At 71.4% G+C, this 24,110-nt stretch carries 19 protein-coding genes and 1 pseudogene; 13 read left to right on the plus strand and 7 right to left on the minus strand.

Annotation, left to right across the window (positions count from 1 at the left end):
* The first annotated feature begins 143 nt into the window (after nt 1-143).
* Genes ABZ725_RS42230 through ABZ725_RS42250 form a run of 5 tightly spaced genes read left to right on the plus strand, consistent with a single transcriptional unit; the run spans nt 144 to nt 7,357 of the window.
* The gene (locus ABZ725_RS42230; protein WP_358807670.1) at nt 144-2,792 is read left to right on the plus strand and encodes a prenyltransferase/squalene oxidase repeat-containing protein; all 2,649 of its coding nucleotides are present in this window, start codon (nt 144-146) and stop codon (nt 2,790-2,792) included.
* Nucleotides 2,789-3,691, plus strand: coding sequence for a hypothetical protein (locus ABZ725_RS42235; protein WP_358807671.1), 903 nt, complete (start codon nt 2,789-2,791; stop codon nt 3,689-3,691). The genes ABZ725_RS42230 and ABZ725_RS42235 overlap by 4 nt, the downstream gene beginning before the upstream one ends.
* Before the next feature lie 5 nt (nt 3,692-3,696).
* Nucleotides 3,697-4,836, plus strand: coding sequence for an energy-coupling factor transporter transmembrane component T (locus ABZ725_RS42240; protein ID WP_358807672.1), 1,140 nt, complete (start codon nt 3,697-3,699; stop codon nt 4,834-4,836).
* Nucleotides 4,833-6,464, plus strand: coding sequence for an ATP-binding cassette domain-containing protein (locus ABZ725_RS42245; RefSeq protein ID WP_358807673.1), 1,632 nt, complete (start codon nt 4,833-4,835; stop codon nt 6,462-6,464). The genes ABZ725_RS42240 and ABZ725_RS42245 overlap by 4 nt, the downstream gene beginning before the upstream one ends.
* A 50-nt stretch (nt 6,465-6,514) precedes the next feature.
* Nucleotides 6,515-7,357 (plus strand): ECF transporter S component, encoded by an 843-nt coding sequence (locus tag ABZ725_RS42250; protein WP_358807748.1) that lies wholly within the window; start codon nt 6,515-6,517, stop codon nt 7,355-7,357.
* A gap of 181 nt (nt 7,358-7,538) precedes the next feature.
* Here the strand turns inward: ABZ725_RS42250 and ABZ725_RS42255 are convergent, their stop codons facing one another.
* Nucleotides 7,539-8,252: a hypothetical protein gene (locus ABZ725_RS42255; RefSeq protein ID WP_358807674.1), complete on the minus strand. Its 714-nt coding sequence runs from the start codon at nt 8,250-8,252 to the stop codon at nt 7,539-7,541.
* Nucleotides 8,253-8,411: 159 nt separating this feature from the next.
* Between ABZ725_RS42255 and ABZ725_RS42260 the strand changes: the two genes are divergently transcribed.
* Both ABZ725_RS42260 and ABZ725_RS42265 read left to right on the plus strand, forming a co-directional pair.
* Complete coding sequence (locus ABZ725_RS42260; protein ID WP_358807675.1) at nt 8,412-8,978, plus strand: hypothetical protein; 567 nt, start codon at nt 8,412-8,414, stop codon at nt 8,976-8,978.
* Nucleotides 8,979-9,179: 201 nt separating this feature from the next.
* On the plus strand, nt 9,180-10,709 hold the full coding sequence (locus tag ABZ725_RS42265; RefSeq protein WP_358807676.1) for a serine/threonine-protein kinase: 1,530 nt from the start codon (nt 9,180-9,182) through the stop codon (nt 10,707-10,709).
* Nucleotides 10,710-10,740: 31 nt separating this feature from the next.
* Here the strand turns inward: ABZ725_RS42265 and ABZ725_RS42270 are convergent, their stop codons facing one another.
* Nucleotides 10,741-11,547, minus strand: coding sequence for a hypothetical protein (locus ABZ725_RS42270; protein WP_358807677.1), 807 nt, complete (start codon nt 11,545-11,547; stop codon nt 10,741-10,743).
* Between the two features lie 424 nt (nt 11,548-11,971).
* On the opposite strand from ABZ725_RS42270, the gene ABZ725_RS42275 reads away from it, so the two are divergent.
* The 5 genes from ABZ725_RS42275 (at nt 11,972) to ABZ725_RS42295 (ending at nt 19,041) form a co-directional block, all read left to right on the plus strand.
* A complete protein-coding gene (locus ABZ725_RS42275) occupies nt 11,972-13,048 on the plus strand; it encodes a hypothetical protein (protein ID WP_358807678.1) in 1,077 nt (358 codons plus the stop codon).
* 37 nt (nt 13,049-13,085) lie between these two features.
* Nucleotides 13,086-13,793: a hypothetical protein gene (locus ABZ725_RS42280; protein WP_358807679.1), complete on the plus strand. Its 708-nt coding sequence runs from the start codon at nt 13,086-13,088 to the stop codon at nt 13,791-13,793.
* 561 nt (nt 13,794-14,354) lie between these two features.
* On the plus strand, nt 14,355-16,253 hold the full coding sequence (locus tag ABZ725_RS42285; RefSeq protein ID WP_358807680.1) for an SMI1/KNR4 family protein: 1,899 nt from the start codon (nt 14,355-14,357) through the stop codon (nt 16,251-16,253).
* 342 nt (nt 16,254-16,595) lie between these two features.
* A complete protein-coding gene (locus ABZ725_RS42290) occupies nt 16,596-18,146 on the plus strand; it encodes a DUF4157 domain-containing protein (RefSeq protein WP_358807681.1) in 1,551 nt (516 codons plus the stop codon).
* Nucleotides 18,147-18,153: 7 nt separating this feature from the next.
* The gene (locus ABZ725_RS42295; protein ID WP_358807682.1) at nt 18,154-19,041 is read left to right on the plus strand and encodes a TIR domain-containing protein; all 888 of its coding nucleotides are present in this window, start codon (nt 18,154-18,156) and stop codon (nt 19,039-19,041) included.
* A gap of 207 nt (nt 19,042-19,248) precedes the next feature.
* Here the strand turns inward: ABZ725_RS42295 and ABZ725_RS42300 are convergent, their stop codons facing one another.
* The gene (locus ABZ725_RS42300; protein WP_358807683.1) at nt 19,249-19,653 is read right to left on the minus strand and encodes a hypothetical protein; all 405 of its coding nucleotides are present in this window, start codon (nt 19,651-19,653) and stop codon (nt 19,249-19,251) included.
* Between the two features lie 195 nt (nt 19,654-19,848).
* Between ABZ725_RS42300 and ABZ725_RS42305 the strand changes: the two genes are divergently transcribed.
* A complete protein-coding gene (locus ABZ725_RS42305) occupies nt 19,849-21,510 on the plus strand; it encodes an acyltransferase (RefSeq protein ID WP_358807684.1) in 1,662 nt (553 codons plus the stop codon).
* A 73-nt stretch (nt 21,511-21,583) separates the two neighbouring features.
* Here the strand turns inward: ABZ725_RS42305 and ABZ725_RS42310 are convergent.
* The 4 genes and pseudogenes from ABZ725_RS42310 to ABZ725_RS42325 form a co-directional block, all read right to left on the minus strand.
* Nucleotides 21,584-21,836: pseudogene (locus ABZ725_RS42310) on the minus strand (TetR family transcriptional regulator); the annotation flags it as partial.
* Nucleotides 21,833-22,303 (minus strand): NAD(P)H-dependent oxidoreductase, encoded by a 471-nt coding sequence (locus ABZ725_RS42315; protein WP_358807685.1) that lies wholly within the window; start codon nt 22,301-22,303, stop codon nt 21,833-21,835. The pseudogene ABZ725_RS42310 and the gene ABZ725_RS42315, both read right to left, overlap by 4 nt.
* Nucleotides 22,300-23,397, minus strand: coding sequence for an LLM class flavin-dependent oxidoreductase (locus ABZ725_RS42320; protein WP_358807686.1), 1,098 nt, complete (start codon nt 23,395-23,397; stop codon nt 22,300-22,302). Before ABZ725_RS42320 ends, ABZ725_RS42315 begins: the two co-directional genes overlap by 4 nt.
* Nucleotides 23,398-23,498: 101 nt before the next feature.
* Nucleotides 23,499-24,098, minus strand: a complete 600-nt coding sequence (locus ABZ725_RS42325; protein WP_358807687.1) for an isochorismatase family protein — start codon at nt 24,096-24,098, stop codon at nt 23,499-23,501.
* Nucleotides 24,099-24,110 lie beyond the last annotated feature (12 nt).

The following is a 24,110-nucleotide window of genomic DNA, read 5'->3' on the forward strand; positions in this document are numbered from 1 at the left end:
CGAGGGCCCTCAGCCACGTTTCCGTCCCGCGCCGGACAGGGGACGGAGGAGGGGCCGCGGTGAGGACCGAAGAGCGAAGAGACAGGTGGACGGGCACAAGACCCGCTCCCTGGACGGCACTTGCCGCAGCGCTCCTGGTGCTGATGGCCGCCTGCGTGACGTTCCTCACCACGACCGCCCCGGCGGCGGCCGACCCGGTCGGTGACTGCACCGCGACCGAGGGCGCGATCGTCGCCGTGGACTTCGGGCCGTTCGGCGGCACGGTGGAACGCGGCTGCGACACCACCCCCGCCACCGGCTACGAGCTGCTCCACGAGGGCGGCTTCACGACCACCGGCACGCAGCACGACGGCCCCGGCTTCATCTGCCGTATCGGCAAGGGCACTTCGGGCACGCAGTACCCGACCGCGGACAACGAGTCCTGCGTCCTGACCCCGCCCGCCACGGCCTACTGGTCGTACTGGATCGCCTCGCCAGGCCAGGACGAGTGGACCTACAGCCAGTACGGCGCCATGGACCGCAAGCTGAAGGACGGCGACGTCGACGCCTGGGTCTACGGCGGCACGGACGTCGGCGGCAGCACGGGCAAGCCCACCTTCGGCCCGGACGACGTCCGCGCCGGCGGCACCGGCACCCCCGACCCGGGCGGCACGCCCACCGGCGCGCCCGGCCAGGTCGACCTGACCGCCGCCGCCACCTGGCTCAAGGGCCGCCTCACCGACGGCGAACGCATCGTCGACGACGGCGCCGACACCCCCGACTACCTGCTGACCACCGAGACCGCGTACGCCCTCGCCGCCGCCGAAGGCAAGAGCGCCGTCCTCGACAAGGTCGTCGCCTTCCTCGCTGCCCATACCGGTGACCACGCCTACCCGAACGGCGCCGACCAGGCCCCCGACGCGACAGCCGCGGCCCGTCTGGCCCTGCTCGCGGAGATCACCGAGCAGGATCCGCACGCTTTCGGCGGCCACGACCTCGTCGGAGACCTGACGAAGAACGTGTGCGCGGCGGGCCCCGAATCCGGTGAGCCGACCCCCGGATGCACCGCCGAGGGCGACTTCCGGGGCGCCACGTACACCGACGGTCAGGCGCTGTCCGTACTGGCACTGCTGCGCGCCGGGATGACGCCACCGACCGCCGCCGTGGACCGCCTCACCCGACTCCAGTGCAACGACGGCGGGATCACCGGCATCCTCATCCGCCCCGGCGAGTACTGCGACGGCGACCCCGCGACCACCGGGCTGGTCGCCCTGGTACTGCACAAGGCGGGCGGACACGAAGACGCCCTGACGAAGGCCCGCACCTACCTGACGAAGTCCCAGCGCGAGGACGGCGCCTTCCCCGGCTACACAGGCTCCACCACCGGCAGCGTGTACGCGACCGCCCATGCCGCCCAGGCGTTGCGCGCCCTCGGCGACACGAGCCGCGCGGACGCGGCCGTGGGCTGGCTTTCGCGGCAGCAGCTCGACGGCGGTGGCTTCGGCTTCGAGGAGGGCGCCACCGATCCGGCCGTGTACCCGACTCCGGCCGCCGTCCTCGCGGGCGCCGGCACCAGCCTGGTCACCCTGACCACGAAGAAGACGGCCCCGACCGAACCGCCCACCACACCCGCCCCCACGCCGACCCCGTACGACGGCCCCGACCTGAAGAAGGGCGTCTCCTACCTCACCAGCGCCGCCAACCTCAAGCAGGGCCAGTACTACACCGCCGGACGCGGGACAGCCCGCGCCGACTTCGGCCTGACCATCGACGGCGCCTACGCGCTCGCCGCCACCGGCCTGAACAACGCCAAGCTGCGCGGCATCGTCGACTTCCTCGACCACGGCGGCAAGGACGGCGAGGGCCGCACGGTCGACGACTGGACCGGCATCGGCACCGCCTACGCCGCGGGCGGCTCCCTCGGCAAGGCCGCGCTGCTCGCCGAGTCCGTCGGCCGCGACCCGCGCGACTTCGCCGGCCATGACCTCATCGGCGCGCTCGACAAGGCCGTATGCACGAAGGCGAGCACGGCCCCCGACCGTTCCTGCGCCGCCAAGGGCGCCTACACCTATGCGCCTTCGGTGTTCTCCCAATCCCTCGCCGTCATCGCGCAGTTGCGCGCGGGGGAGAAGGCGGCGGAGCCGCTCACCTATCTGGCGGGCCTCCAGCAGGACAGCGGGGCCTGGCCGAGTCTGATCCCCTCCACGAACGACTCCGACGTCGACTCCACCGCCATCGCCGCCATGGCCCTCGACCTGGCCGGCGGCGACGAGACCGACAAGGCCGTGGACAAGGCCCTTGCGTGGCTCGCCGGCAAGCAGTTGGCGGACGGCGGTTTCCCGGGCGCGGCGGGCGACTCCGTCAACTCGGCCGCCCTCGCCGTCCAGGGCCTGTCGCTGGACGCCGCCACATACGCCGACGAGATCGGCAAGGCGCGGAAGTTCCTGGCCTCGCAGCAGAATTCCGACGGCGGGTTCAACGTGGCCAAGGAGGGACAGCGCGGCTCCGACCTGAGGGCGTCCACCCAGGCGGTCGGCGGCTCGACCGGCATCTCCTTCGCCGAGCTGGAGCGGAGCCTCGCCGGTACCTCACCGCAGCCGACGCCGACGCCGAGTCCGAGCGGCAGCGCGCCGGACATCGTCACCCCCGGTGACACGAGTGGCGGTGGTGACGGAGGCGGTGGCGGCGGTGCTCTGGCCTTCACCGGTGCCCAGGTCGGAGCCCTCGCCGCAATCGCCGCGCTGCTGGTGCTCATGGGATGGCGCACGGTCGTCGTGACCCGCCGCCGGGCCGACGCGGGGAGCAGACGATGATCCTCGCACCCCTGCTGCGCACGGCGGGCGCGCTCGGCGTGACGGCTGCCGCCCTCGCCGCGACCACCGCCCCGGTCGCGGCCGCCCCGCAGCCCATGGGCCGCTGCACGACATCCACGGGCGTGGTGCTCGCCGTCGACTTCAGTCACTGGGGCGGCCCGATCTACCGCTCCTGCGGCACCACCCCGACCACTGGCTACGAACTGCTCAACCAGGGCGGCTGGCGCACCACCGGCACCGGACACGACGGCCCGGCGTTCATCTGCCGTATCGGCTACAGCGGTCACCGGAGCGGCAAGCAGTACCCGACCACCGCCGAGGACGACTGTGTCCTCACGCCTCCCGCCTCCGCCTACTGGTCGTACTGGCACGCCGATCCGGGCGCGAAGGACTGGAGCTACAGCCGGCTCGGCGCCATGCTCTACAAGCCCGAGCCGGGCAGCGTCGACCTGTGGATCTTCGGCGGCACCGACATCGAGGGCACCGAGGGACGGCCGAGGGTCACCCCCGACCAGCTGCGCGCCCACAACACCCGCCCGCAGGGAGAGGTGGGCGAGCCCGCCTCCACCGACAAGGCGCCCGCGCTGCCGCCGGACGCCGACACCGGCCCGGCCCCCGAGCAGCCGAAGACCACGTCCCCGAAGCCGCAGCCGCAGCCGACGAAGCCCAAGCCGAGCACATCACCTTCGCCGACACCGAGCCCGGCGACCAGCGCCGCGAGCACCCCGTCGGCCGTCGCGCCTCCCCACTCCGGTCCCACCGTCGTCGACGCCGCCCCCGCCGCCGACGCCCGGCACGACGCCGGCTCGATCACGCCCGCGGTCACCGGTGCCGCGCTCGTCCTGCTGATCGGCGGCGCGGCGGTGTTCGTGGCGCGCCGACGCCGTCGTACCGAGTGATCGCGATGGCTCGTACGACCGTGACGGCGCCCACCACCGGGTCCGACCCGGCACCGGACCCGGGCGGGCGGCGGCTGCCGCGCATCCTGCACCCGATGGCCTGGTGGGTGTGGGCCCTGGCTCTGGCCACCGCCGTCAGCCGCACCGACAATCCGCTGCTGCTGTTCCTCGTCCTCGCCGTCCTCGGGTACGTCGTCACCGCGCGCCGCACGGAGGCGCCCTGGGCGCGCGGCTTCAAGTACTACCTGTACCTGGCCCTGACGGTCGTGGCGATCCGCGTCGTCTTCCGCGCCGTCTTCGCCACCGGCATCACCCCCCGCGACCACTTCCTGTTCTCCCTCCCGCGCCTCCCCACCCCCGACTGGTACGCGGGCATCGAGATCGGCGGCCCGGTCTCCCTGGAGGCGCTGCTGTCGGCTGCGACGGACGGACTGCGGCTGGCGTGCATGCTGTGCTGTATCGGCGCCGCCAACACACTCGCCAACCCCAAGCGCGCGCTGCGCGTTCTGCCCGGAGCCCTGTACGAACTCGGCGTCGCCGTCACGGTCGCGATCAGCGTGGCGCCACAGCTCGTTCAGAGCGTCCAACGCGTCGCCAGAGCAAGGAAGTTGCGCGCCGGACGGACACAGGGCATGAAGGCACTGCGCGGCATCGTGGTCCCGGTCCTGGAGGACGCCCTGGAACGCTCACTGAGACTGGCCGCCGCCATGGACTCCCGGGGCTACGGCCGCGCGGGCACCGCCACCCGCAACTCCCGCCGGATCACAGGTGCGTTGATGCTGCTGGGCATGTGCGGCCTGTGCGCCGGAGCGTACGGACTGCTGGACGCGACCGCGCCCGCCTTCCTGGGCCTGCCCGCCATGGGACTGGGCGCGGCGCTGTGCCTGGCGGGCCTGCGGCTGGGCGGCCGACGCGTCACCCGCACCGCCTACCGCCCGGACCCCTGGCGCCTGCCCGAGTGGGCAGTCGCCGGCAGCGGAGTCCTGTCCGCCGTCCTGCTCCTGAGCAACCTCGGCTACGACCCCGCCCAGCTCAACCCCACCTTCTACCCGCTCACCTGGCCCGACCTGCCGCTCGTACCGACCGCCGCGATCCTCCTCGCCGGCACGGCAGGCTTTGTCGCACCCCCACCTGGAGCACCGTGATCACCTTCGACCAGGTCACCATCCAGTACGACGACGCCCCCGAACCCGCCCTCCGCGACGCCGACTTCACGGTGGACGAGGGCGAACTCTGCCTCGTCGTAGGACACACGGGCGTCGGCAAGTCCACGCTCCTCGGCGCGGTCAACGGGCTGGTGCCGCACTTCACCGGCGGCACGCTGTACGGCCGGGTCACCGTCGACGGCCGCGACACCGCCCACCACCCGCCCCGCGAACTCGCCGACGTCGTCGGCGTGGTCGGCCAGGACCCGGTCGACGGCTTCGTCACCGACACCGTGGAGGACGAACTCGCCTACGCCATGGAACAGTTGGCGGTGCCACCGGCCACCATGCGCAAGCGCGTCGAGGAGACCCTCGACCTGCTCGGCCTCGCCGACCTGCGCCACCGCGCCCTGTACGAACTCTCCGGCGGCCAGCAGCAGCGCGTCGCGATCGGCTCCGTCCTCACGGCCCACCCCCGGGTCCTGGTCCTCGACGAACCGACCTCCGCACTCGACCCGACGGCCGCCGAGGAGGTCCTCGCCGCCGTCACCCGGCTCGTCCACGACCTCGGCGTCACCGTCCTCATGGCCGAGCACCGTCTCGAACGCGTCGTCCAGTACGCCGACCGCGTTCTCCACCTGCCCGGCGACGGCCACGCCCGCATCGGCGCACCCTCCGACATCCTCCGTACGTCCACGATCGCCCCGCCGATCGTGGAGCTGGGCCGCGCCGCCGGCTGGTCTCCTCTCCCGCTGTCCATCCGCGATGCCCGCCGCACCGCCGCGCCCCTGCGAGCGCGATTGGCCGACCGTGCCCCGGCTCCCGTCCGCCCGTCCCCACCGGGGGACCGCCCGCGCCTGCTCACCGCACGGGGCGTCACCGTCACCTACAAGGGGGTTCCGGCGGTCCGGGAAGTCGACCTCGATCTGCACGCGGGCGAGGTGACGGCCCTGATGGGCCGCAACGGCTCCGGCAAGTCCTCGCTCCTGTGGGCTCTGCAGGGTTCCGGCCCACGCCGCGCCGGGACGGTGGGCGTCGCAGGCGTCGATCCCCACACGGTGTCCGCCGCCCGAGCCCGCACCCTCGTCGGCCTGGTTCCGCAGACCCCCGCCGACCTGCTCTATCTGGAAAGCGTCAAACAGGAACTCGACCAGGCCGACACGGAATCAGGTACGGAGCACAGCGCTCGCGCGATCCTGGACCGGCTCGCGCCCGGCATCGACGACGCCACCCACCCCCGCGACCTGTCGGAAGGGCAGAAGCTCGCCCTCGTCCTGGCCGTCCAACTGTCGGCCGCACCGCGGGTGGTGCTCCTGGACGAACCGACCCGCGGTCTCGACTACCGGGCGAAGACCGCCCTGATCGGCATCGTCGACGCCCTCGCGGCCGAGGGCGGGGCGGTCGTGATCTCCACACACGATGTGGAGTTCGTCGCCCGGGCCGCCGACCGCGTGGTCGTGATGGCGGAGGGGGACATCGTCGCCGACGGGCCGACCACCGACGTCATCGTCTCCTCACCCGTCTTCGCGCCGCAGACGGCGAAGATCCTCGCCCCGCTCTCGTATCTGACGGTCGGACAGGTCGTGGACGCCCTGCCGGCGGCGAGCGGCGAGGGGGCGGCCCCGTGACCTCACGCGCGGCCGTGGCCATCCGGCTCACCCCTCGCGTCGGCATCGTGATGACGCTGGCCGCCTTCCTCGGACTGGTCGCGTTCCTCTGGCCGTTCGTCGTCGCCCCGGGCACCTTCGGCTCCCACTACGCACCCCCGCTGATCTTCGGCGTCCTGCTCCTGCTGGTCCTGTGCGTCGTACTGTCCGAGATCGCCGAGGGCGGCATCGACTCCAAGGCACTGGCCATGCTCGGCGTCCTGTCGGCCGTCAACGCGGCCCTGCGCCCCCTCGGCGCCGGAACCGCCGGCATCGAGACCGTCTTCTTCGTCCTCGTCCTCGCCGGACGCGTCTACGGCCCCGGGTTCGGCTTCACCCTCGGCTGCACCTCGCTGTTCGCCTCCGCGCTCATCACCGGCGGAGTCGGCCCCTGGATGCCGTACCAGATGTTCGGATGCGCGTTCGTAGGCATGCTCGCCGGGTTCCTCCCCCGGGCGAGCGGCCGACGCGAGGTGCTCATGCTGGCCGTCTACGGCTCTCTCTCCGGTTACCTGTTCGGCTTCCTCCTCAACCTCTCCTTCTGGCCGTTCTCCCTCGACCCGAACAGCTCCATCGCCTATCTGCCCGGCCTGCCCTTCACCGAGCAGTGGCAGCGCTACATCGCCTTCGACGTCGCCACCTCGCTGGGCTGGGACACCGGCCGAGCCGTCACCAACCTCGTGTGCATCCTGCTGGCCGGTCCGGCGGTTCTCACCACCTTCCGGCGGGCGGCCCGCAGGGCCCGTTTCCGTGCCCCGGTGCGCTTCGCCGCGGCCCCGGACAGCTGCGTCCGAACCGCGCAGGGACGAAACCCGCCACCAGCACGGCCAGGACCACGCCGACCGCGACGGCGATCGGCCGGACACTGCCGGTGAGCCCGTAGGCACCGACGCCGCAGCCCACGATGAGAACGCCCCACACCCAGCCCACAGCGGTGGACCGCTCGGCGCTGCGGCTGGACGAAGGTCTGCCCGGCGCTCGCCGGAGCGTCCGGGCGCGGCTGCGATGTCGTCGAGGGAAAGGCCGTGGTCGGCGGGGTGAACTGAGCGGCCCGGTCTACAGCTGCCACCACCAGGCTTCGAGATCGTGGTGATCGGCGAACTCCACAGGGACGGCGTAGGGCGACCGTTGCGCGATGGGCAGGGCATCGGTGCGGCGGACCACGGCGCGCAGATCCTGCACGGCCGGCGTTTCGGCGAGTTCGGTGACGTCGAAGGGGCAGCCTGCGGGGCCGCGGAGGAGAGTGTCGCAGCCGAACGCGTACCACATGCCGATGAGTTCGCGGTCCTGTTCCTGCTCCGCGGCGACAGCGACCTCGCGGACCACTTCGATCAGCGGGGTCCGGCGGGGTGGGGCGGCGTCGGGACCGTGGAGTTCACCGGCGGCGGCCATGCGCCGCCACAGCTCGGTGTCGGCGTCGCAGTAGAGGAACGGGGGGTCGACGTAGCCGTCTTCGAGCCAGGACTCGTAGCCGTCGAAGTCGGGGGACTCCTCGTCGAACGTGCGCAGCCCGGTGAACTCTGTCAGCGCGTCGAAGTACGAGGACCTTGCGGCGTGGTCGGGGTGACGGTCGACCGGGAACCGGTATGTGTAGCCGCGGCGCAGCAGGACGTCCATCACGCGGAAGTGCGTGAACGAGCAGTCGTAGCCGCTCTGGAAGTCGTACAGGGTCGCGAACCAGTCGCGGACGCGCGGGTCGTGCGGCTCGGTGTGGCCGTCCAGGACGATGACCGAGTCCGCGATCAGGTCCTCGATCTCATGCTCGGACATCGGATTCTCCTTGCTTCGAACGACAGACCGGTCAACCGCGCATGCCCGTATCCAACCAGCCGCCACTGACACCCTGTCCCGACACGACAGCCTCACCAGGCCCTTTACACAGCCGAGGGGAGTCTTCGGTCGCCTTCCCCCCCCGGCTAGTCTCACCGCATGTCACTCACTGTTGATCAATTGACCGGGTACGTGGATCGTGAGCTGGACACCGATCTGGCGCGCTGGTTCCCCGACGAGCCGCGGGTCGAGATCTCGGCGTCGATACGCCCCGTCGAACCGTTCCTCGCGAAGCTCCCGCAGGACGCCGCGACCGTGCTGGCCGCTTTCGACCGCAAGGTCCGATCGGGAACCATGGCGGACTTCACGGATATCGATGACTGGTCCTACGGCTTCGACTTCGCAGCCAACGACTGCGACATCCTGGACTCCGACTATGCGACGAAGCTCTCCAGCGACGATGTGTGGTCCCTCGGCGCCGACGGCGGGGGCAACTACTACGTCGTCCTCACCAGCGGTCGGATCGCGGTCTGGTTTCACGAAGAGCAGGTCATCGAAGCCGACACCCAGTACGACAACCTCGACGTCTTCGTCTGGTCGATCGTCCGGTACCGCGCTGTACGGGCCGGCGCCCTCGACCTGGCGGCGGTCGAAGCCGACTTCCGGTCCCTGGCACAGCCCGGGGCGCTGGCACCGGAGATCGGGCTCCTCGCCTATATGTCCTGACGCCGACCGTAGCCTGTGCCCGCCGGCAGGGAGCTGTCAGGGCAACGAGTTCTGTATCGACTGAGCATTCTCCGAGCCCGGCTGTGCCGCACACGCGAAACTCTCCCCTGTCGTAGGGGCCCAGGCCCTGAAGTCGGTGGGGCGGGCTACAGTCGCCGTCCTGTCCATTCTTCTCCCCGTCCCCCTGAAGGTGTCAGCGCCATGCACTCCGAACTGTTGGGCCTGTCCGGATACGAGGTTCTGGAAGTCCTCGGCCAAGGCGGATTCGCCACCGTGTACCGGGCGCGTCAGCTGGCGGTCGGACGGGAGGTCGCGCTGAAGGTGGACAGCCGTGTGCTGGCGGGCGCGCGTGACCGGCAGCGGTTCTTGCGCGAGGTCACTGCCGCCGGCCAGCTGTCGGGCCATCCGAACGTGGTGGCGGTGTATGACGCCGGAGTCCTCGCCGACGGCCGGCCCTACATGGTGCTGGAGCTGTGCCCAGGAGGATCGCTCGGCGACCGGCTGCACAAGCAGGGGGCGTTTCGCGTCGAGGAGGCGCGAAGCATCGGCGTGCGCATCGCCGACGCGCTCGCCGCGGCGCATGCCGCCGGAGTGCTGCACCGTGACATCAAGCCGGGAAACATCATGGTCAACCAGTACGGCGAGGTCGCCCTGGCCGACTTCGGACTTGCCGCCATGCCTCGGCCCGGTCAGGAACTCTCGGTCACCCGTGAGGCGCTGACACCCGCGTACGCCCCGCCGGAGGCATTCCGCCTGGCCGATCCCACGCCCGCGGGGGATCTGTACTCCCTGGGCGCGACCGTCTACGCCCTGCTGTACGGCCGCCCGGCGCACGCTCCCGAACAGGGCAGCCTCAGTCTCGCCGAGGTCATCGTGCGGCACACCTGGCCGTTGCCCGACGTGCCAGGTGTGCCCCCGGCGCTCATGGCAGTCCTGCGGCAAGCCATGGCCGCCGATCCGGCCGACCGCCCGGCCAGTGCCGAGGCCCTGCGCGACGCCCTGGCCGCGGCCGACCTGCGTGCACCGCACAGCACGTCGTCCTCGACCGGCCTGTCGGCCACGCCTCCGGCGTCGGTCTCCGTGCCGCCGCCGCCGACCGTGGCCGGGGTCGAACAGCGCGGCGGCCGACGGCGATCGACAGTGCTCGCGCTCGCGGCGATCGCAGCCTTGGCGGTGGTCGGGGTCACCGCGGTTCTGGCGGACGGGAGCGGTTCGGCGTCGACGGGATCCGACCACGGCTCCGCCGGAAGCACGACGTCGCGGGCCTCGCAGTCGGCCACGCCAACCTCCGCCGCCACCGACTTCAGGGTGACGACCACCACCGAGGACTGCCCCGCGGCCGCGGTGCCCGGGGCCGACGCGCGCTGCACCGAGACAGCGGAGTGCTGGGGCGGCATCGTCGCCATCTCGGGCATGGTCACCGTCAACCGCTCCGACTGCCTCGTCGAGCACCCCTGGGAGACCTTCGCCATCGCACCGCTGCCCGCCGACGGCATGACCATCGACCAGCGGGAGCTGGCCCGGCACCCCACCGTGCGCAAACTCTGCTCACGCGACGTCCTGGCCAAGTCCCGGCTCGGCAAGGCACGGGACATCGCCCTCGCGGACTGGACCATCGACGTCGTTCCGCCGTCACAGCTGTCGTACGCCGACGGCCTGCGGGTCTATCGCTGCGTTGCCACCGTCGTCGGCAAGGAATCCACCGAGGCCTACTTCCGCCCCCGGTCGTGAGGCACGAGCAGGCGAAAACAGTTGGCGGGCGTCATGCCCCGACCTGCTGCACGGTGATCTCGTACTGGTCGACGGCCCCTTGCCACTCGGCCACCAGCGGACCGTTCTCCTCCCAGGACTTGCGCATGCTGTAGAGACAGAGGGCGATGTCGTCCGAGCCGGGGTCGCCGAACGCGCGCAGGTGCGCCCGGATGCCGGGGTGCTCCACGGCCGCGATCGCGGCCTCCGTCTCCGCGTCGGCCTTCCCGCTCGGCACGAGGCTGTCGGGGCCCTGGCCCATGCCGGTGGCTGCCCGCAGGGCATCGAGGAGCGTGCCGTCCGAGACGATCCTGGCCCGCGTCAGACACCATGCGTTCTCGGGCGGACCGGATGACGTGAGGTCGACCCCGTGACGTGCCGTCAGACGTGCCAGATCGACGCCTCGGACCTCCGGCAGTCTGCCGGAACCGGCCAGATCGACAGCGGCCAGCTCTTCCTTGAAGGCAGCCGGGAACTCCGCAGCGTAGATGTCGATCTCGAACAGCGACCGGCTCGCGTCGAACCGCAGCGCCGGGTAGCCCACCTCGTCGAGCAGCAGCAGGTTCTCGTCGGTTGTCGTCTCCCGGCCGGCGAGGGCGGCCGGCTCCAGCCAGGCGGGATCCGTGTTGGACCCGGTCTCGTAGAGCCAGTTGCCGCTGTAGTAGACGGCGTATTCCGCACCGGGGTCGAAGTCCGAGAGCGGGCGGCCGAGCAGGACGCCGAAGGCCTGCGTCAACGATCGCTCCCAGTCGTCGTGGACGGCGGGGGTGGAGAGGGCGGACATCACGTGCGGGCTCCCGAGCAGTGCGACCGCGTGCACGACGAACGGTGTCCGCGGCCTGAAGACAGAGTCGGGAACAACAGTAGGCACACCGACTGACAGCATGCGGAGCCGGCTGCCAACCGGCCGGGGCCGGCGGTCAACTTCTCTGCGCAGGCAGCCTCCCCGGCGCAACGCCCGAACGCCGACAGCGGGCGGACTGCCGTGTCGAGCTCGCGATGCGCCTCCACGCGGGGACGGCGTCGAGGTCGTCCCGCCGAGCCCGCCGGCGGAGCCCCCGCCGCCGCCGAGGCGCCGGAGGCCGACGAGCACGACGAGGCCTCGAACGGGTCGCCGGTCACCGAGGAGCCCTCGGGCCCCACCCCCGTCCAGGTGACCGCCGCCGGCGGACTCCGCAGCGCCGCCGCGGCCGTACTCAGTGCGGGAGTTCCCGCCACCGGCGCGGTGGGTCTGCCGGGAGCCGGTGCTCACTGCCACCGATTACGGCGGCGTCGTCACCCACCTGGTCACCGAGGACGGCCGCTGGTTCACCGTCGCCGACGTCAAGCCCGGCAAGCCGGTGCACCGCGGCCCCGCCCGACCCGCCGCCACGGCCACGCTCGGCTCCGGCAGGGAGGTGCGGGCCACCCCGCTCGTCGGCCTATCCTGGGCTGCCGGCCCGCTGGCCGTAGTAGGCGCCCCGGGGGACGGTCTGCTCGCCCGCGAACCGGGCCCCGGCACACCGGAGGACCGACCCCTGATCCGTCTCCAGCCCGCCGACAGCCAGGAGGCGATCCTGCGACTCCCCGCGGACTGGCTGGGCCGCGCGGACCTCGGCTACGACCCCCTCCGGGGCGCGCACTTCCCACCGCCGGAAGCCCTCCCCGCCGTGTCGGCCCTCGCCGACTCCCCGCTGTGGCGGATGCGCCGGCTCGTCGAACTCGCCGTCGCCGGAGGCCGTCGGGCGGTCGCCGAACCAGCCCGGGGCGGCGACCGGCAGGGCAACTTTTCTCGACTTGGAGATGTCATGAACAATGCCTACTCGCCCGTCGAAGAACTCAACCTCCTGAAGGACTTTCAGGACAAGGTCGGTTACGAGAACTTCGCCGGGGGATTCGGTCTGACGGAATTCGGAGACATCTCCGGCCTGGTCGCCGGCTGGTCCGACGCCCGGGAGTTCACCGACTGCCTGCTTCCCTTCGCACAGGCCACCGGCGGCGGCTCGTTCTACGCGCTCTGGAAGATCGACGACCGGCCCGATCCGGCCACCCTGCCCGTGGTCGTCTTCGGCGACGAGGGCGGGGAACACGTCGTCGCCCGGCACCTGCGGGAGTTCTTCCAACTCCTCGGCTTCGACGAAGAGATCAGCGTCGACCACGAGAGCGCCTACTTCTACCGCGACGAGGACGAGCCCCACACCGACTCCCACGAGGAGTACGTGGCCTGGCTCGACCAGCACTTCGGCCTGCCGGCGGCGGAGGACCCCGACGCCGTCCTCGCAGCGGCGCAGACGGAACTGGGACAGCGCTTCGCGGACTGGATCCGCCCCTTCCTCCCCTGACCCCACCCCCAAGACGATCGAACGAGAGGTAAGTCCCATGCACGGAGTGCCGTTGACGGAACGGGTCATCGACGTGGTGCGCTGCGATCCGGCAGCGAGTGCGCTGCCGTATCTGCTGCCGTACGTCAACGTGCCCTGGGTGGAGGGCGGAGTCCCCAGGCCGATGGCCGAAGACAGGCTCGCGACGGCGGTGTTCCCGTCCGGGCGTCCGCTGTCGCCCAGCCTGCGCGCATGGCTGGCCTACGACACCAGCCTGCTGGAGCGCCACGGCTGGTTCACTCCGGACGGCGGGTTCGCGCCGCGGCCGCTCGACCGGCTGGTCGGGGACGAGATGGGCGAGTTCTGGGGCAAGGAGTTCGCGTGGCTGTCCGGACGCCTCTCCGAGTGCTTCCTCCTCCCCGGTGGGTCGGACTCACGACGGATCCTTGCCGTCACCGAGCCGGACGGGGAGGGCGAGTACCCGGTGTTCGCCCTCGACCTGGACGACCTGCCGTACCTGGGGCTCATGTACCCGGGCTTCGACGTCTACCTCGCCGACACGGCGGACCTCCTGAGCCTGCCCGAACGGGAGACCTACACCGACCTGATCGGCCACCCGACGTACGGGCCCCGGATGCGCCGGCACGCCGCCCAGTGCTTCGCGGGAGCGGACTGCGTGGAGTACCCCTTCGAGTTCGCGCCGGTGTACGCGGAGCTGCACCCCGAATCCGGCCAGGACAACACCGAGTGCGGGCCGTCGTCCTGACCTTGCGCACCGTCCTCGTCGGACTGCCGGACGTCGAGGACCGTGTCCTTCACCGGCCCACCGGCGGCGTCCGTGATCGGGGCGTCCACCCACAGCGGGATTCCGGGCAGGCCGTCGGAGATGTCGCTGCCGTACGCGACCTCCGGTGAGCGGGGTTCGGACGCGGTCGTCGGGCATCTCGGCCAAGCTCGCGACAACCTGTTCGGTGAGCCGGGTCGACGTGCCCCCGGTGGTGGCGGGGCCGCACGGGCCAGGCCGGACCCGGGCATGCCCAGGTCGCTCAGCGAGGTCGACCCGCCCAGCGAGGCGATCAGGTCGGGCAGGCCACTCGCGGCGTCCGGCACGTCCAGGGCCTGGGCGACGTGGCGCACCACGTCCACGTCCGCGGCTGCGCCGTCACCGGGACGCGCTGCCATGACCCGAGCGATCGGCCATCATGGCCGGGTCTCCAACGGGGACGGGGGCGGCCACTCGTCCACGACATGCGCGCTGTTGGCCTGCCGCGCACCGAAGTCAGGGCGCTTCGGGGCCGTTGTCAGTGCCGGATGGCACCATGCGGCCATGAGCGGCGATTCTTTCAACTGGCACGAGTTCCTGGGGCGTTGGCAGGACGAGTGGGTTCCGCGCGCGGATGAGGGCGCGGACGACGGCGGGCAGACGGCCGTCCACCTGGGCAGGCCCGGAGCGGGCGAGTCGGCGATTGCCGCGGCCGAGGAGCGGCTGGGGCGGCGGCTGCCGCCTTCGTACCGGGAGTTCCTGGCCGTGAGCGACGGGTGGCACGTGGATCAGACGGCCGGGGTCTACTGCCTCGGCGGCGTCGCGGAGATCGGCTGGTTCGGGGATCCGTTCGACATGACCCCGCTGTACGAGGAGAGTCTGGGCGACGACCCGGGCGAGGCGGAGGTCCTGCTGGCCGGGATGTGGCGGCGGGCGCTGCGGCTGGAGACGGACTCCGACATGTCGTACGCCCTGCTCGACCCCGGCGACACAGACCAGGACGGTGAGTGGGCGCTCTACGTCTACAAGGGTTGGGGCGGTGAATACCCGGACCGTTACCCGTCGTTTCGCGCGTACCTGGAGGCCATGTACCGCGGCTTCCACTCCGACCGGGCGCAGCGAGCCGACTTCGTGAACGCGACCACGCTCGCCCAGGACGCCCATGTGGAGGAGGCCCGACTGCTGGCCCTGCGCGGACGGTACGAGGAGGCTCTGCCCCTGCTCGAGGAGGCGCTGTCCTTCGGACGGCCGCACAGCGCCGTCCTGCTGAACCAGCTCCGGCATCTGCTGGCCCCGCGCAACTCCCGGGATTACGGCAGCCTGGTGGCCGATCCGCGCTACCTGCCCGAGATTCTGCCTGTGCAGGCCATGACGCCGGCACGAGGCGAATGGCGGCTGGGCGGGGACGAGCACTGGCTCGGGATGATGGCCGCGCGCGGGGCCGCCCGGGAGACCGTCGAGACCGTGCTGGGCGCGATGCGGGACGGCGTCCATCGCTACACGCCTCCCGGCCCGTGGGGCCGGGCCGTCGCCGAGGCCCGGGAGGCGGCCGGCTGGGGGGCGACCGACGCCGCGTGGCGGATGCTGCGGGATGCGCTCCCGCTGTGGGAGGCGCCCGGGCCCTCGCTGATCGCCCCGATCGGCCTGCTCGCCGATCCGGTGCTGGGCGCGCTGATCACCCCGGAGCGTGGGCGGGAGATCCTTGCGACGCCGCGGTCCGGGGAGGCGGGGCCCGTTCCCGGGCCGGTGCCCGATCTCGACCCGCCGGGCCTCGTCTGGCTGGCGGAGCCTGCGGCGGACCGGCGGCCGCTCGACGGATACCGCTGTATCTGGGTCGAGGGGATCGACCCCGCCCGTCTGCCCGCTCTGATAGGAGAGGAAGGCGCCGGACTGAGCGCGCCCGCGGATCCGCGTGAGGCGTCCCGGCGTGCGCCCAAGCCTCATGAGCGAGAGGGCGTGGAACTCTGGGAGGACCGGGCGGTGGTCGCCGTCGGCCGTACCGCCGAAGGGTGGGCCTTTGCCTTCGACGGCGACTCCCGCCTGATGAGCAAGCTGTTCTCTTCTCCTGCTGTGGCGGCCTCCGCGTCCGGCCGTGCGGTGGTGGTGTGGCGCGATCCGAGGAGCTCGTCCCAGGGTGGCCGCCCGGCCGCGTTCCACCTGTCGGTGGCCGAACAGGGGGAGGAGCTCTACGCGTTCACCGTGCGGGGTACGCAGATCGAGCGCTCCGGTGCGATCCCCGAAGCCCTGGACCCTGCATTGCTGTTCCGCGAGAAGAGAGGTGAACTGGACGGCGAACTGCGTGTGTTGGAGGCCCTGCACGCCGAACTCGGGCTGTCGCTTCCCCGGTTCGCGCTGACCCGGGGCAGGCTCCGCACCTTCACCACCCGGTCGTGGACCCGGGCGCCGCGCGAGGGCGAGGGGTTCGCCTACGCCTATGTCGGCTTCGGGCGGCGCCAGCCCTGACCTGGGGCGGGGCCTCGACGGCAGGCGGGCCTGCAGACGTCTGTCGGGCTGTGGCTCGGCTCAGGCTGATCGTGTGAACACCGGCCGCCCGGCCACGACCGGACGTTACTCGTCTCACTCACCGACGGACACGGGGCCAGATGATCTTTGGGGCACATGGGTCTGCCCTTCGGTCCCTGGTGCCGCGGCCGCAGGGCGCGTATGCAGGGAGGGTCGCTGTTTCTGCGCGGGAAGAGGCCCCTTTTGCATGCTCGAGACGACGTCTGGACCCAGGCTGCCGGACGGGCCGGCATACCGGCCCGCTCATCCCGCGGTGGCAGCCGGACATCGGTGTCGGGCCTGATGGCGCTGCAGGCCGCCGCGGGGAACCGGGCCGTGGTCCAGATGCTCCGCCAGGCAGGGGCGGGAGGACCGGGGGAGCGGGTCGGCGCGGCGGGGCATCTGCCTGCGGTGCAGCGTTCGACCGTGCAGAACGTCCTGCACACGCCTGGCCGTCCGCTGGACGCTGCGGTGCGCTCCGAGATGGAGGGCCGACTGGGCGCCGAATTCTCCGACGTCCGCATCCATGACGACAGTGCCGCTCGGGCCTCCGCCGCCGAGGTCGGCGCTCGCGCCTACACCTCCGGCAGCCACGTCGTCATCGGGGAGGGCGGCGGTGACCGGCACACCCTGGCCCACGAGCTCACCCATGTCCTCCAGCAGCGCCAAGGCCCCGTCGCGGGCACCGACAACGGCTCCGGGCTGAGGGTCTCCGACCCCTCCGACCGGTTCGAGCGTGAGGCCGAGGCCAACGCCGTCCGGGTCATGCGCAGTGCTGTGACCCATGGTGCCCCCGCCACGACCGCGGGCGAACGGGCCGAGGAGCACGCGCACCCGCCCGGTCGCGAGCACAGCCACGGGGACGGGCACAGCCACGGGGAGGGGCACAACCAAGGCGCGGGCCCGCAGTCCGGGGACCCCGTGCTGCAGCGGGCGGCGGTCTTCCAGCCGTTCACCAACATGACGCCCACCGCCGGGGCACTCGGCGGTATCAATACCGACGCGCTGAACGGGGCAGGCCTCGTGTACCCCGGCGGCGGCACCCTCGGCAACTGGCTGTTCCTGGAGAGGATGCTCAGCAACACCGGGGGCGGCTCGTCGCCGGGCGAGCCGGCGGACATCACCACCATGAAGCTCGCCGACGTCAACCTGGTGCGCGCCAATGGCCAGCAGAACGTTGCCACGGCGATGCACGCGATCAACGGCGACTTCGTCGCGGGCGCCAACGACACCGCCTCGAACATCTTCATGGGCTCCGCCCGGTCCAACACCCAGGAGCACTTCAACAAGGTCGAACGGCCCATCCGCGCTTCGATGCAGAACGGTACCCATGGACTCGCCGCAAGCTACGAGCAGTGGATCGCCGCCAACCCGCCGATCAACCTCGGAGACGGCAAGATCGGCTGGGCCGCCTCGGGGCAGACCGTCCAGGGGACCCAGTCGAGCCAGGCGGCCCTGAAGCCGTACAAGCAGACGCACCCGACGGTCACCCACGTCATGGACCCGGCGGCACCACTGAACAACCCCGGCCTCAGGTGGCCCAAGATGGTCCAGTACCGGGTCACCCCCAACTACACGTACAGCAATAATCCCGCACAATGGCCCCAGTTCCTGCAGGACAACCTCCAGGCGGCCCAGGACCTCGTGGACGCGGAGACGGCCAAGCCGGCGCACCAGCAGGACCAGGCGGGACTGGCCAACGAGGTCGCGGCCATGAACATCCTGAGGCAGCGGGCGCACCAGCTGTTCCCGGCGACGTTCACCTGCACGGCGGACTACTACCTCGCCTCCTACAACCCGCAGGCCCCCTGGTACCACAGCCAAGAGACAGACACGTACGACGCGGAGGCCTGAGACGCCCATGCCCGACGACGAGCACAGCGACGAACACGACAACGAGCGCGACGAGAAGCGCGGCACGGCATACGACGACGGGCGCGACGGCCCCCGACGGGCGGCGTCCCCAGGGGTCTTCCTCGCCTACGCGCCCGCAGACGCCGACCGGGCCGCCGCCCTGGACGGCCGACTGCGCGCCGACGGTGCCAGGACCGCCCTGGACGAGTCCCGGGATCACAGCGACGGCCTGCCGGCCGAGCCCGTACTTCAGGAACTGGGCGCCTGTGACCTGTTCCTCCTCCTGTGGTCTGAGGACGCGGCCGACGACCCCCATGTCCAGGAGCAGTGCCAGTACGCGGCCTCGTTCGGTAAGCCGTGCCTGGTCTGGCCACTCGACACGACGGCCCCGCCCCCCGGGCAGGGCCAGGTGGAGCAGCTGCCACCCGGCAGCGACGACCAGGAGGCGGTCGCCGCGGTCCACCGCCTCCTGGGCACCCGGCCCGCCGACCCGCAATCCGGTGACGGCTCCGGGCGAGGCGCGGAGACGGTCGGGGCCGTGGAGTCCGGTCACTGGAGGATCGAGAGCGACGCCCAGCACGGAGAGTCCCTGGAGGTGGAGCTCACCCCCTCGGCGGACGCGGCGTCGTCGCACGACTCCGTCGAAGGCGGCCTCCTCACAGGCACCCACCAACGAGCGGGCCTGCAGGGCAGGGTCACCGGCCGCTGGTGGTTCTCCCGCACGGAGGGCCGCCTCGACCTGCAGCTGGAGTCCTCCTTCGGGCTGCGCCCGGTGCGCGAGCTGCGGCATCTCCAGCTTCTGGGCGGCGACGACCGCTCCCTCACCGCCCAGGATCTGCACGGTATCGCCGACCCGCGGCACTACCGGCTCACCCTGGAACGGCCTGGCGGGTAGCGGTCGGCCGGGGCGGGCCGGCAACGGTCCATGACGAGCCTGCGCCCGGTGGGTCAGGCCGGGCCGTGCTCGGCCGCTACGCGGCGGGTCGCGGGAGAACCCCACGGCCCGCTGACGATAGGCACCGAGCGCCGCGAAGGGACGAGGCGGGAGAGTCCTGCCGGAGGGTGTGTCGTAAGCGCGGAATGCGGAACGCGGAACGCAGCTCTAGCGCGTGCCAGGGGGCAGCAGGTGCGGGGCGCGGGCGCCGAGGATGCCGAAGACCTCGTCCTTCGCCGCACCCCGCAGCTCCGCCATGAAGGCCGCGTCCACCCGGTCGGTCCTGGCCCAGATTCCGCCGAGCGACTCCGCACACTCCTGGGCCAGCACACTGGTGAACCCCTCGGCGCGGATGATCCGGACCAGGCACGATTCGACGAGCTGGCCGGAGAAGAACTCCAGGTCCATAGCCGCGTCGGACTTGTCGTCCTCGCGCGCCGCGGGGTCGTCGAGGATTCCGACGAGCAGAACCGCCCGTTCCTCGGGCGAGATCTCCGCACGGCTCTCCAGCGGGGTGTCATCTGCGGTGTGGGGCCGCCCCTTTCCGAACAGCCCCTCCAGCCAGGTCCTCATCTGCAACCGCTCCCTGATCCCGTCCCCAATGAGTTCCTGTCGATGCTGCTGCCGGCCGTCTGAGTCCTGTTGGATTCCTGTTGGAGCAGCCGCCGCAGCCTAGACGTCGTAGGTAAGGGTGGCAGCGATCAGCAGCCTTACCAAGGGCCTTCCGGACCTTCCCGCACGGGCGTTCCGCTGCCTAGCGTTCGCTCCATGGATCAGCAACAGCAGGTGTTCGTACAGCACTTCGACCACTGTCCTTGGCTGTTCGCCGAGTCCGCGAGCGAGGAGCAGCGGCTTGCCCAGCGGGAGCGGCAGGAGGCGATCGCCGGGGACAGCGAAATCGGGGAACGGTGTTACGTCGCCGAGTCCGCGGCGGTGTTCCCCGACCGGCTGCGGCTCGGGGACGACTCGTACATCGCCGCTCATGCCTATGTCACCGGAGAGTTGACCACCGGTTCGGACTGCACGCTCAACCCCTTCACCACGGTGCGCGGCACGGTCGTCCTCGGCGACGGTGTGCGGATCGGCGCACACACCTCACTGCTTGGCTTCAACCACTCCATGGCTCCTGACCGCCCGGTCTTCCAGCAGCCGCTCACCAGCAGTGGGATCAAGGTCGGCGACGATGTGTGGATCGGATCCCATGTGGTCGTGGTGGACGGGGTGACCATCGGCGACCACTGCGTCATCGGCGCCGGAGCGGTGGTGACCAAGGATCTTCCGGCGTGGACGATGGCCGCGGGGAACCCGGCACGCCCCCTGCGTGACCGGCGGGGCGCCCCCGCCGCGCCGGCACCGCAGAGCCGCCCCCTTACCCGGTTCGCTGACACCGCCCGCGCACAGGCCGCCGACATCATCGCCCGCTGTTGGGACGGCGGCCATTACGTCGACCGCCCCGGTACGGCGCCCACCGTACGGGCGCACTGCGACGCCGTGGAGATCGCCGACCTGCTGCTGAGCTCGGTGCCGGGTCAACTGTCCGCGGACGAGCATGTGCGACGACTGGGCTCGCTCCAGGAGCCGGACACCGGCCTGGTGCCGGAGTTCGGCAAGCCGCTTCCGACGGCGGACGCCGACGGCTTCGTCGGCGAGGGGGAAGCGCTGTACCACATTCTGTCGGTCGGGTACGCGCTCGATCTGCTGGGTTCCTCCTTCCGCCATCCCGTGCGCGGGGTACGGGAGATGACGGCACCTCAACTCGTCGCGCGTTTGGGAGGGATGCTGTGGCACGACGGCGCGTGGGGGGCCGGGGCCTGGATCGACGCCTGGGCCACGGCCGCTCGCTGGAACCTGCGGCACGGCGAGCAGGACAGCGGCGCGCTGGAGGCGCTGTTCGGCTGGCTGTTGACCCGGAACGATCCCTGGAGCGGCATGTGGGGCAGCCCGTCGGCCGAGGCCGGGCGGCTGCAGGTCGTCAACGGCTACTACCGGCTGACGCGTGGTTCGTTCGCCCAGTTCGGGCTGCCGGTCCCGCATCCGGAACGGGTCGTGGACTCGGTCCTGGACCACGCCCGCGACCCCCGGTACTTCGGGTCGGGGCGGGAGAACGCCTGCAATGTGCTGGATGTCGCCCACCCCTTGTGGCTGTGCACCCGGCAGCTCGGGACGGGAACCGGGGGAGAGGGCTACCGTACGGCCGAGATACGCGTCTGGGCCGAGGGACAGCTGACGGCGGCCCTGTCCCGCTGGCGCGACGGCAAGGGGTTCGGCTTCGGTCCCGGTACCGCTGGGCCCGGGCTGGAGCCAGGTCTTCAGGGCACCGAGATGTGGCTGGCCATCGTCTGGTACCTGGCCGACCTGCTGGGCCGATCCGACGACCTCGGCTACCGCCCGCGCGGCGTCCACCGCCCGGAGCCGCGACTCATCAGCTGACCCCGTTCAGGCGTGCCAGGGCCGTCGGGGGCCCGTCACCCCGACCTCTTCACGGACTCCAGCAGGCTCCGCCACCCGGGCCGAGCGGCGGCAGGCCGGTCAGGAACGACGCCTGGTAGGCCTGCTCGGCATGCTCGAGCAGAGCCATCAGGAGCCTGGACCGGTCGCTGAAGTGTCGGAAGACGGTGCCCTTGTCCACCGAGGCGGCCCGCGCGACGGCGTCCATGGTGATGTGCTTGACACCCGTCCTCGGCCACCAGCCGGGCCGAGGCCTCCAGCAGACGCGCACGGTTGCGTATGGGGTGCCTCCTCGTGTTGCGCCTCAGGCGGGTCGCAACGCCTCCAGCTGCTGTGCGAACGGCACGACGACGACGGCGGTGTCGTCGGACGTCGTCCGGGCGGCAGTCCCCGCGCGCCCGCGCATCAGCCCGGCCAGTTCGGCGGCCGCGCGCTTGATCCGGTTGGGAAGCGTGTCGGTGAGAGGGTCGCCGTTGCCGCCCCAGTCCTCGGAGGCCGCGTACACCGCGGTCGGAACGACGACCGCGCACAGGTAGGCGAAGAGCGGACGCTGCGCGTGCTCCACGGCGAGCGAGTGCCGTGCCGTTCGGCCGGTGGCCGCGGCCGGCACGGGCTTTCCGGTGAGGGCGTCGTTGTCGACCTCGTTTCCCGCGTCGGCCAGTTGGGTGCGGACCGCTTCGGTCAGCCGGTCGGCCAGCAGGCGTGTGGAGGAGGGCACGCTCAGGCCGGCCGACACGACCGCGAGATGCAGCGGCCCGGCGGTGTCCGTGGTCACTTGGCCTCCTCCTCGGACTGCGCGGCACGTCGGGCGAGCAGGGTCGCGTGGGTGGGGGCGTCCGGAACGTCGCCGGGGCGTCCGGAGTCGAACTCCTTGCGCAGTGTGGGGAGGACCTCCTCGCCGAGCAGGTCGAGCTGTTCCAGGACGGTCTTCAGCGGCAGCCCGGCCATGTCGATGTTGAACATCTGGCGCTGGTAGTGGCCGAAGTGGTCGCGGAAGGACAGTGTCTTGTCGATGACCTCCTGCGGGCTGCCGACGGTGAGCGAGGTCTGCGCCATGTACTGCTCCATCGACGGACCGCCGCCGTAGACGGGGGAGTTGTCGAAGTAGGGGCGGTACTCGCGTACGGCGTCCTGGGAGTTCCGGCGCAGGAAGACATGGCCGCCGGCTCCGACTACGGCCTGTTCCCGGGTGCCGTGGCCGTAGTGGGCATAACGCTCGCGGTAGAGGTTGATCAGCTTCGTGAAGTGGTTCATGGGGCCGAAGAGGTTGTTCACGAAGAAGCCGTCGCCGTAGTACGCGGCCTGCTCGGCGATCTCGGGGCTGCGCACGGAGCCGTGCCAGACGAAGGGCGGGACGCCGTCCAGCGGACGCGGCGTCGAGGTGAAACCCTGGAGCGCCGTGCGGAACCTGCCCTCCCAGTCGACGACGTCCTCACGCCACAGCCGGTGCAGCAGCGCGTAGTTCTCGACGGCGAGGGGGATGCCCTGGCGGATGTCCTTGCCGAACCAGGGGTAGACCGGGCCGGTGTTGCCGCGGCCCATCATCAGGTCCACGCGTCCGTCGGCGAGGTGCTGGAGCACCGCGTAGTCCTCGGCGATCTTCACCGGGTCGTTGGTGGTGATCAGCGTGGTCGACGTCGACAGGACGATCCGGTCGGTCCGGGCGGCGATATGGCTGAGCAGGGTGGTCGGTGAGGAGGCGACGAACGGCGGGTTGTGGTGCTCACCGGTCGCGAAGACGTCGAAGCCGACCTCTTCGGCCTTGACCGCGGTGGCGACCATCGCCTTGAGCCGATCGTGCTCGGTGCGGGTCCGGCCCGTGGCGGGGTCGGCGGTGACGTCACCGATGCTGAAGATGCCGAACTGCATGGAGCCCTCCCGGGCGAGAGAAGTGTGCTGGTGGGGCGAGGTGGGGTGTGGGGCGGGCGGTACTTGCCCCACACCCCGTTCCGTGATCGCTGATCGCTGGTTCAGCTCTGGGGGAGGAGTTCCATGACGATGCTGATGATCTTGCCGCCGTTGTCGGTGGTCCAGTTGTGGGCGAGTTCGGCGAGGAGCTGGTTGGTGGAGGTGATGGTGGCGCCGGCCTTGTCCATGCGGCGGATGGCGATGTCGTCGGCGATCTTGGCGGGGGAGCCGCCGGCGTCGGCGACGACCTGGACGGGGTGGCCCGCCGCGAGGGCGGTGAGGGTGGGGAACACGGTGCAGACGTCGTTGGTGACACCGGCGATGATGAGGTTGGTGCGGCCGGTGGCCTTGACGGCGGCGGCGAAGTTCTCGTCGTCGAAGGCGTTGACGACGCCCTGGCGCTGGACGCGGGCGGCGAACTCGGCGGGGGCTATGTCGGCGAGCTCGGCCAGCAGGGGGCCCTGGGCGTACTCCTCCATGGAGGAGGTCAGCACGAGGGGGATGTCGAGGGCCTTGGCGGCCTTGGCCAGGGCGAGGGCGTTGGCCTTCATCTCCTCGAAGGCGATGGAGCCGACCCAGCTCATGGTGCCGACCTGGTGGTCGATGAGGAGGATCGCGGTGTTGTCGGGGGTGAACTGGGCGGCGGCCTGCTGCTCGGTCATGGGAGGACCTCT

This window comes from Streptomyces sp. NPDC006872, assembly GCF_040635845.1.
Taxonomy (GTDB): Bacteria; Actinomycetota; Actinomycetes; order Streptomycetales; family Streptomycetaceae; genus Streptomyces.

Excerpts from the sequence above, each read along its gene's own strand:
- ABZ725_RS42230 (WP_358807670.1), top strand. The coding sequence starts at position 144 with ATGGCCGCCTGCGTGACGTTCCTCACCACGACCGCCCCGGCGGCGGCC.
- ABZ725_RS42235 (WP_358807671.1), top strand. The coding sequence starts at position 2,789 with ATGATCCTCGCACCCCTGCTGCGCACGGCGGGCGCGCTCGGCGTGACG.
- ABZ725_RS42240 (WP_358807672.1), top strand. The coding sequence starts at position 3,697 with ATGGCTCGTACGACCGTGACGGCGCCCACCACCGGGTCCGACCCGGCA.
- ABZ725_RS42250 (WP_358807748.1), top strand. The coding sequence starts at position 6,515 with ATGACGCTGGCCGCCTTCCTCGGACTGGTCGCGTTCCTCTGGCCGTTC.
- ABZ725_RS42255 (WP_358807674.1), bottom strand. The coding sequence starts at position 8,252 with ATGTCCGAGCATGAGATCGAGGACCTGATCGCGGACTCGGTCATCGTC.
- ABZ725_RS42260 (WP_358807675.1), top strand. The coding sequence starts at position 8,412 with ATGTCACTCACTGTTGATCAATTGACCGGGTACGTGGATCGTGAGCTG.
- ABZ725_RS42265 (WP_358807676.1), top strand. The coding sequence starts at position 9,180 with ATGCACTCCGAACTGTTGGGCCTGTCCGGATACGAGGTTCTGGAAGTC.
- ABZ725_RS42280 (WP_358807679.1), top strand. The coding sequence starts at position 13,086 with ATGCACGGAGTGCCGTTGACGGAACGGGTCATCGACGTGGTGCGCTGC.
- ABZ725_RS42285 (WP_358807680.1), top strand. The coding sequence starts at position 14,355 with ATGAGCGGCGATTCTTTCAACTGGCACGAGTTCCTGGGGCGTTGGCAG.
- ABZ725_RS42290 (WP_358807681.1), top strand. The coding sequence starts at position 16,596 with ATGGCGCTGCAGGCCGCCGCGGGGAACCGGGCCGTGGTCCAGATGCTC.
- ABZ725_RS42295 (WP_358807682.1), top strand. The coding sequence starts at position 18,154 with ATGCCCGACGACGAGCACAGCGACGAACACGACAACGAGCGCGACGAG.
- ABZ725_RS42300 (WP_358807683.1), bottom strand. The coding sequence starts at position 19,653 with ATGAGGACCTGGCTGGAGGGGCTGTTCGGAAAGGGGCGGCCCCACACC.
- ABZ725_RS42305 (WP_358807684.1), top strand. The coding sequence starts at position 19,849 with ATGGATCAGCAACAGCAGGTGTTCGTACAGCACTTCGACCACTGTCCT.
- ABZ725_RS42320 (WP_358807686.1), bottom strand. The coding sequence starts at position 23,397 with ATGCAGTTCGGCATCTTCAGCATCGGTGACGTCACCGCCGACCCCGCC.
- ABZ725_RS42325 (WP_358807687.1), bottom strand. The coding sequence starts at position 24,098 with ATGACCGAGCAGCAGGCCGCCGCCCAGTTCACCCCCGACAACACCGCG.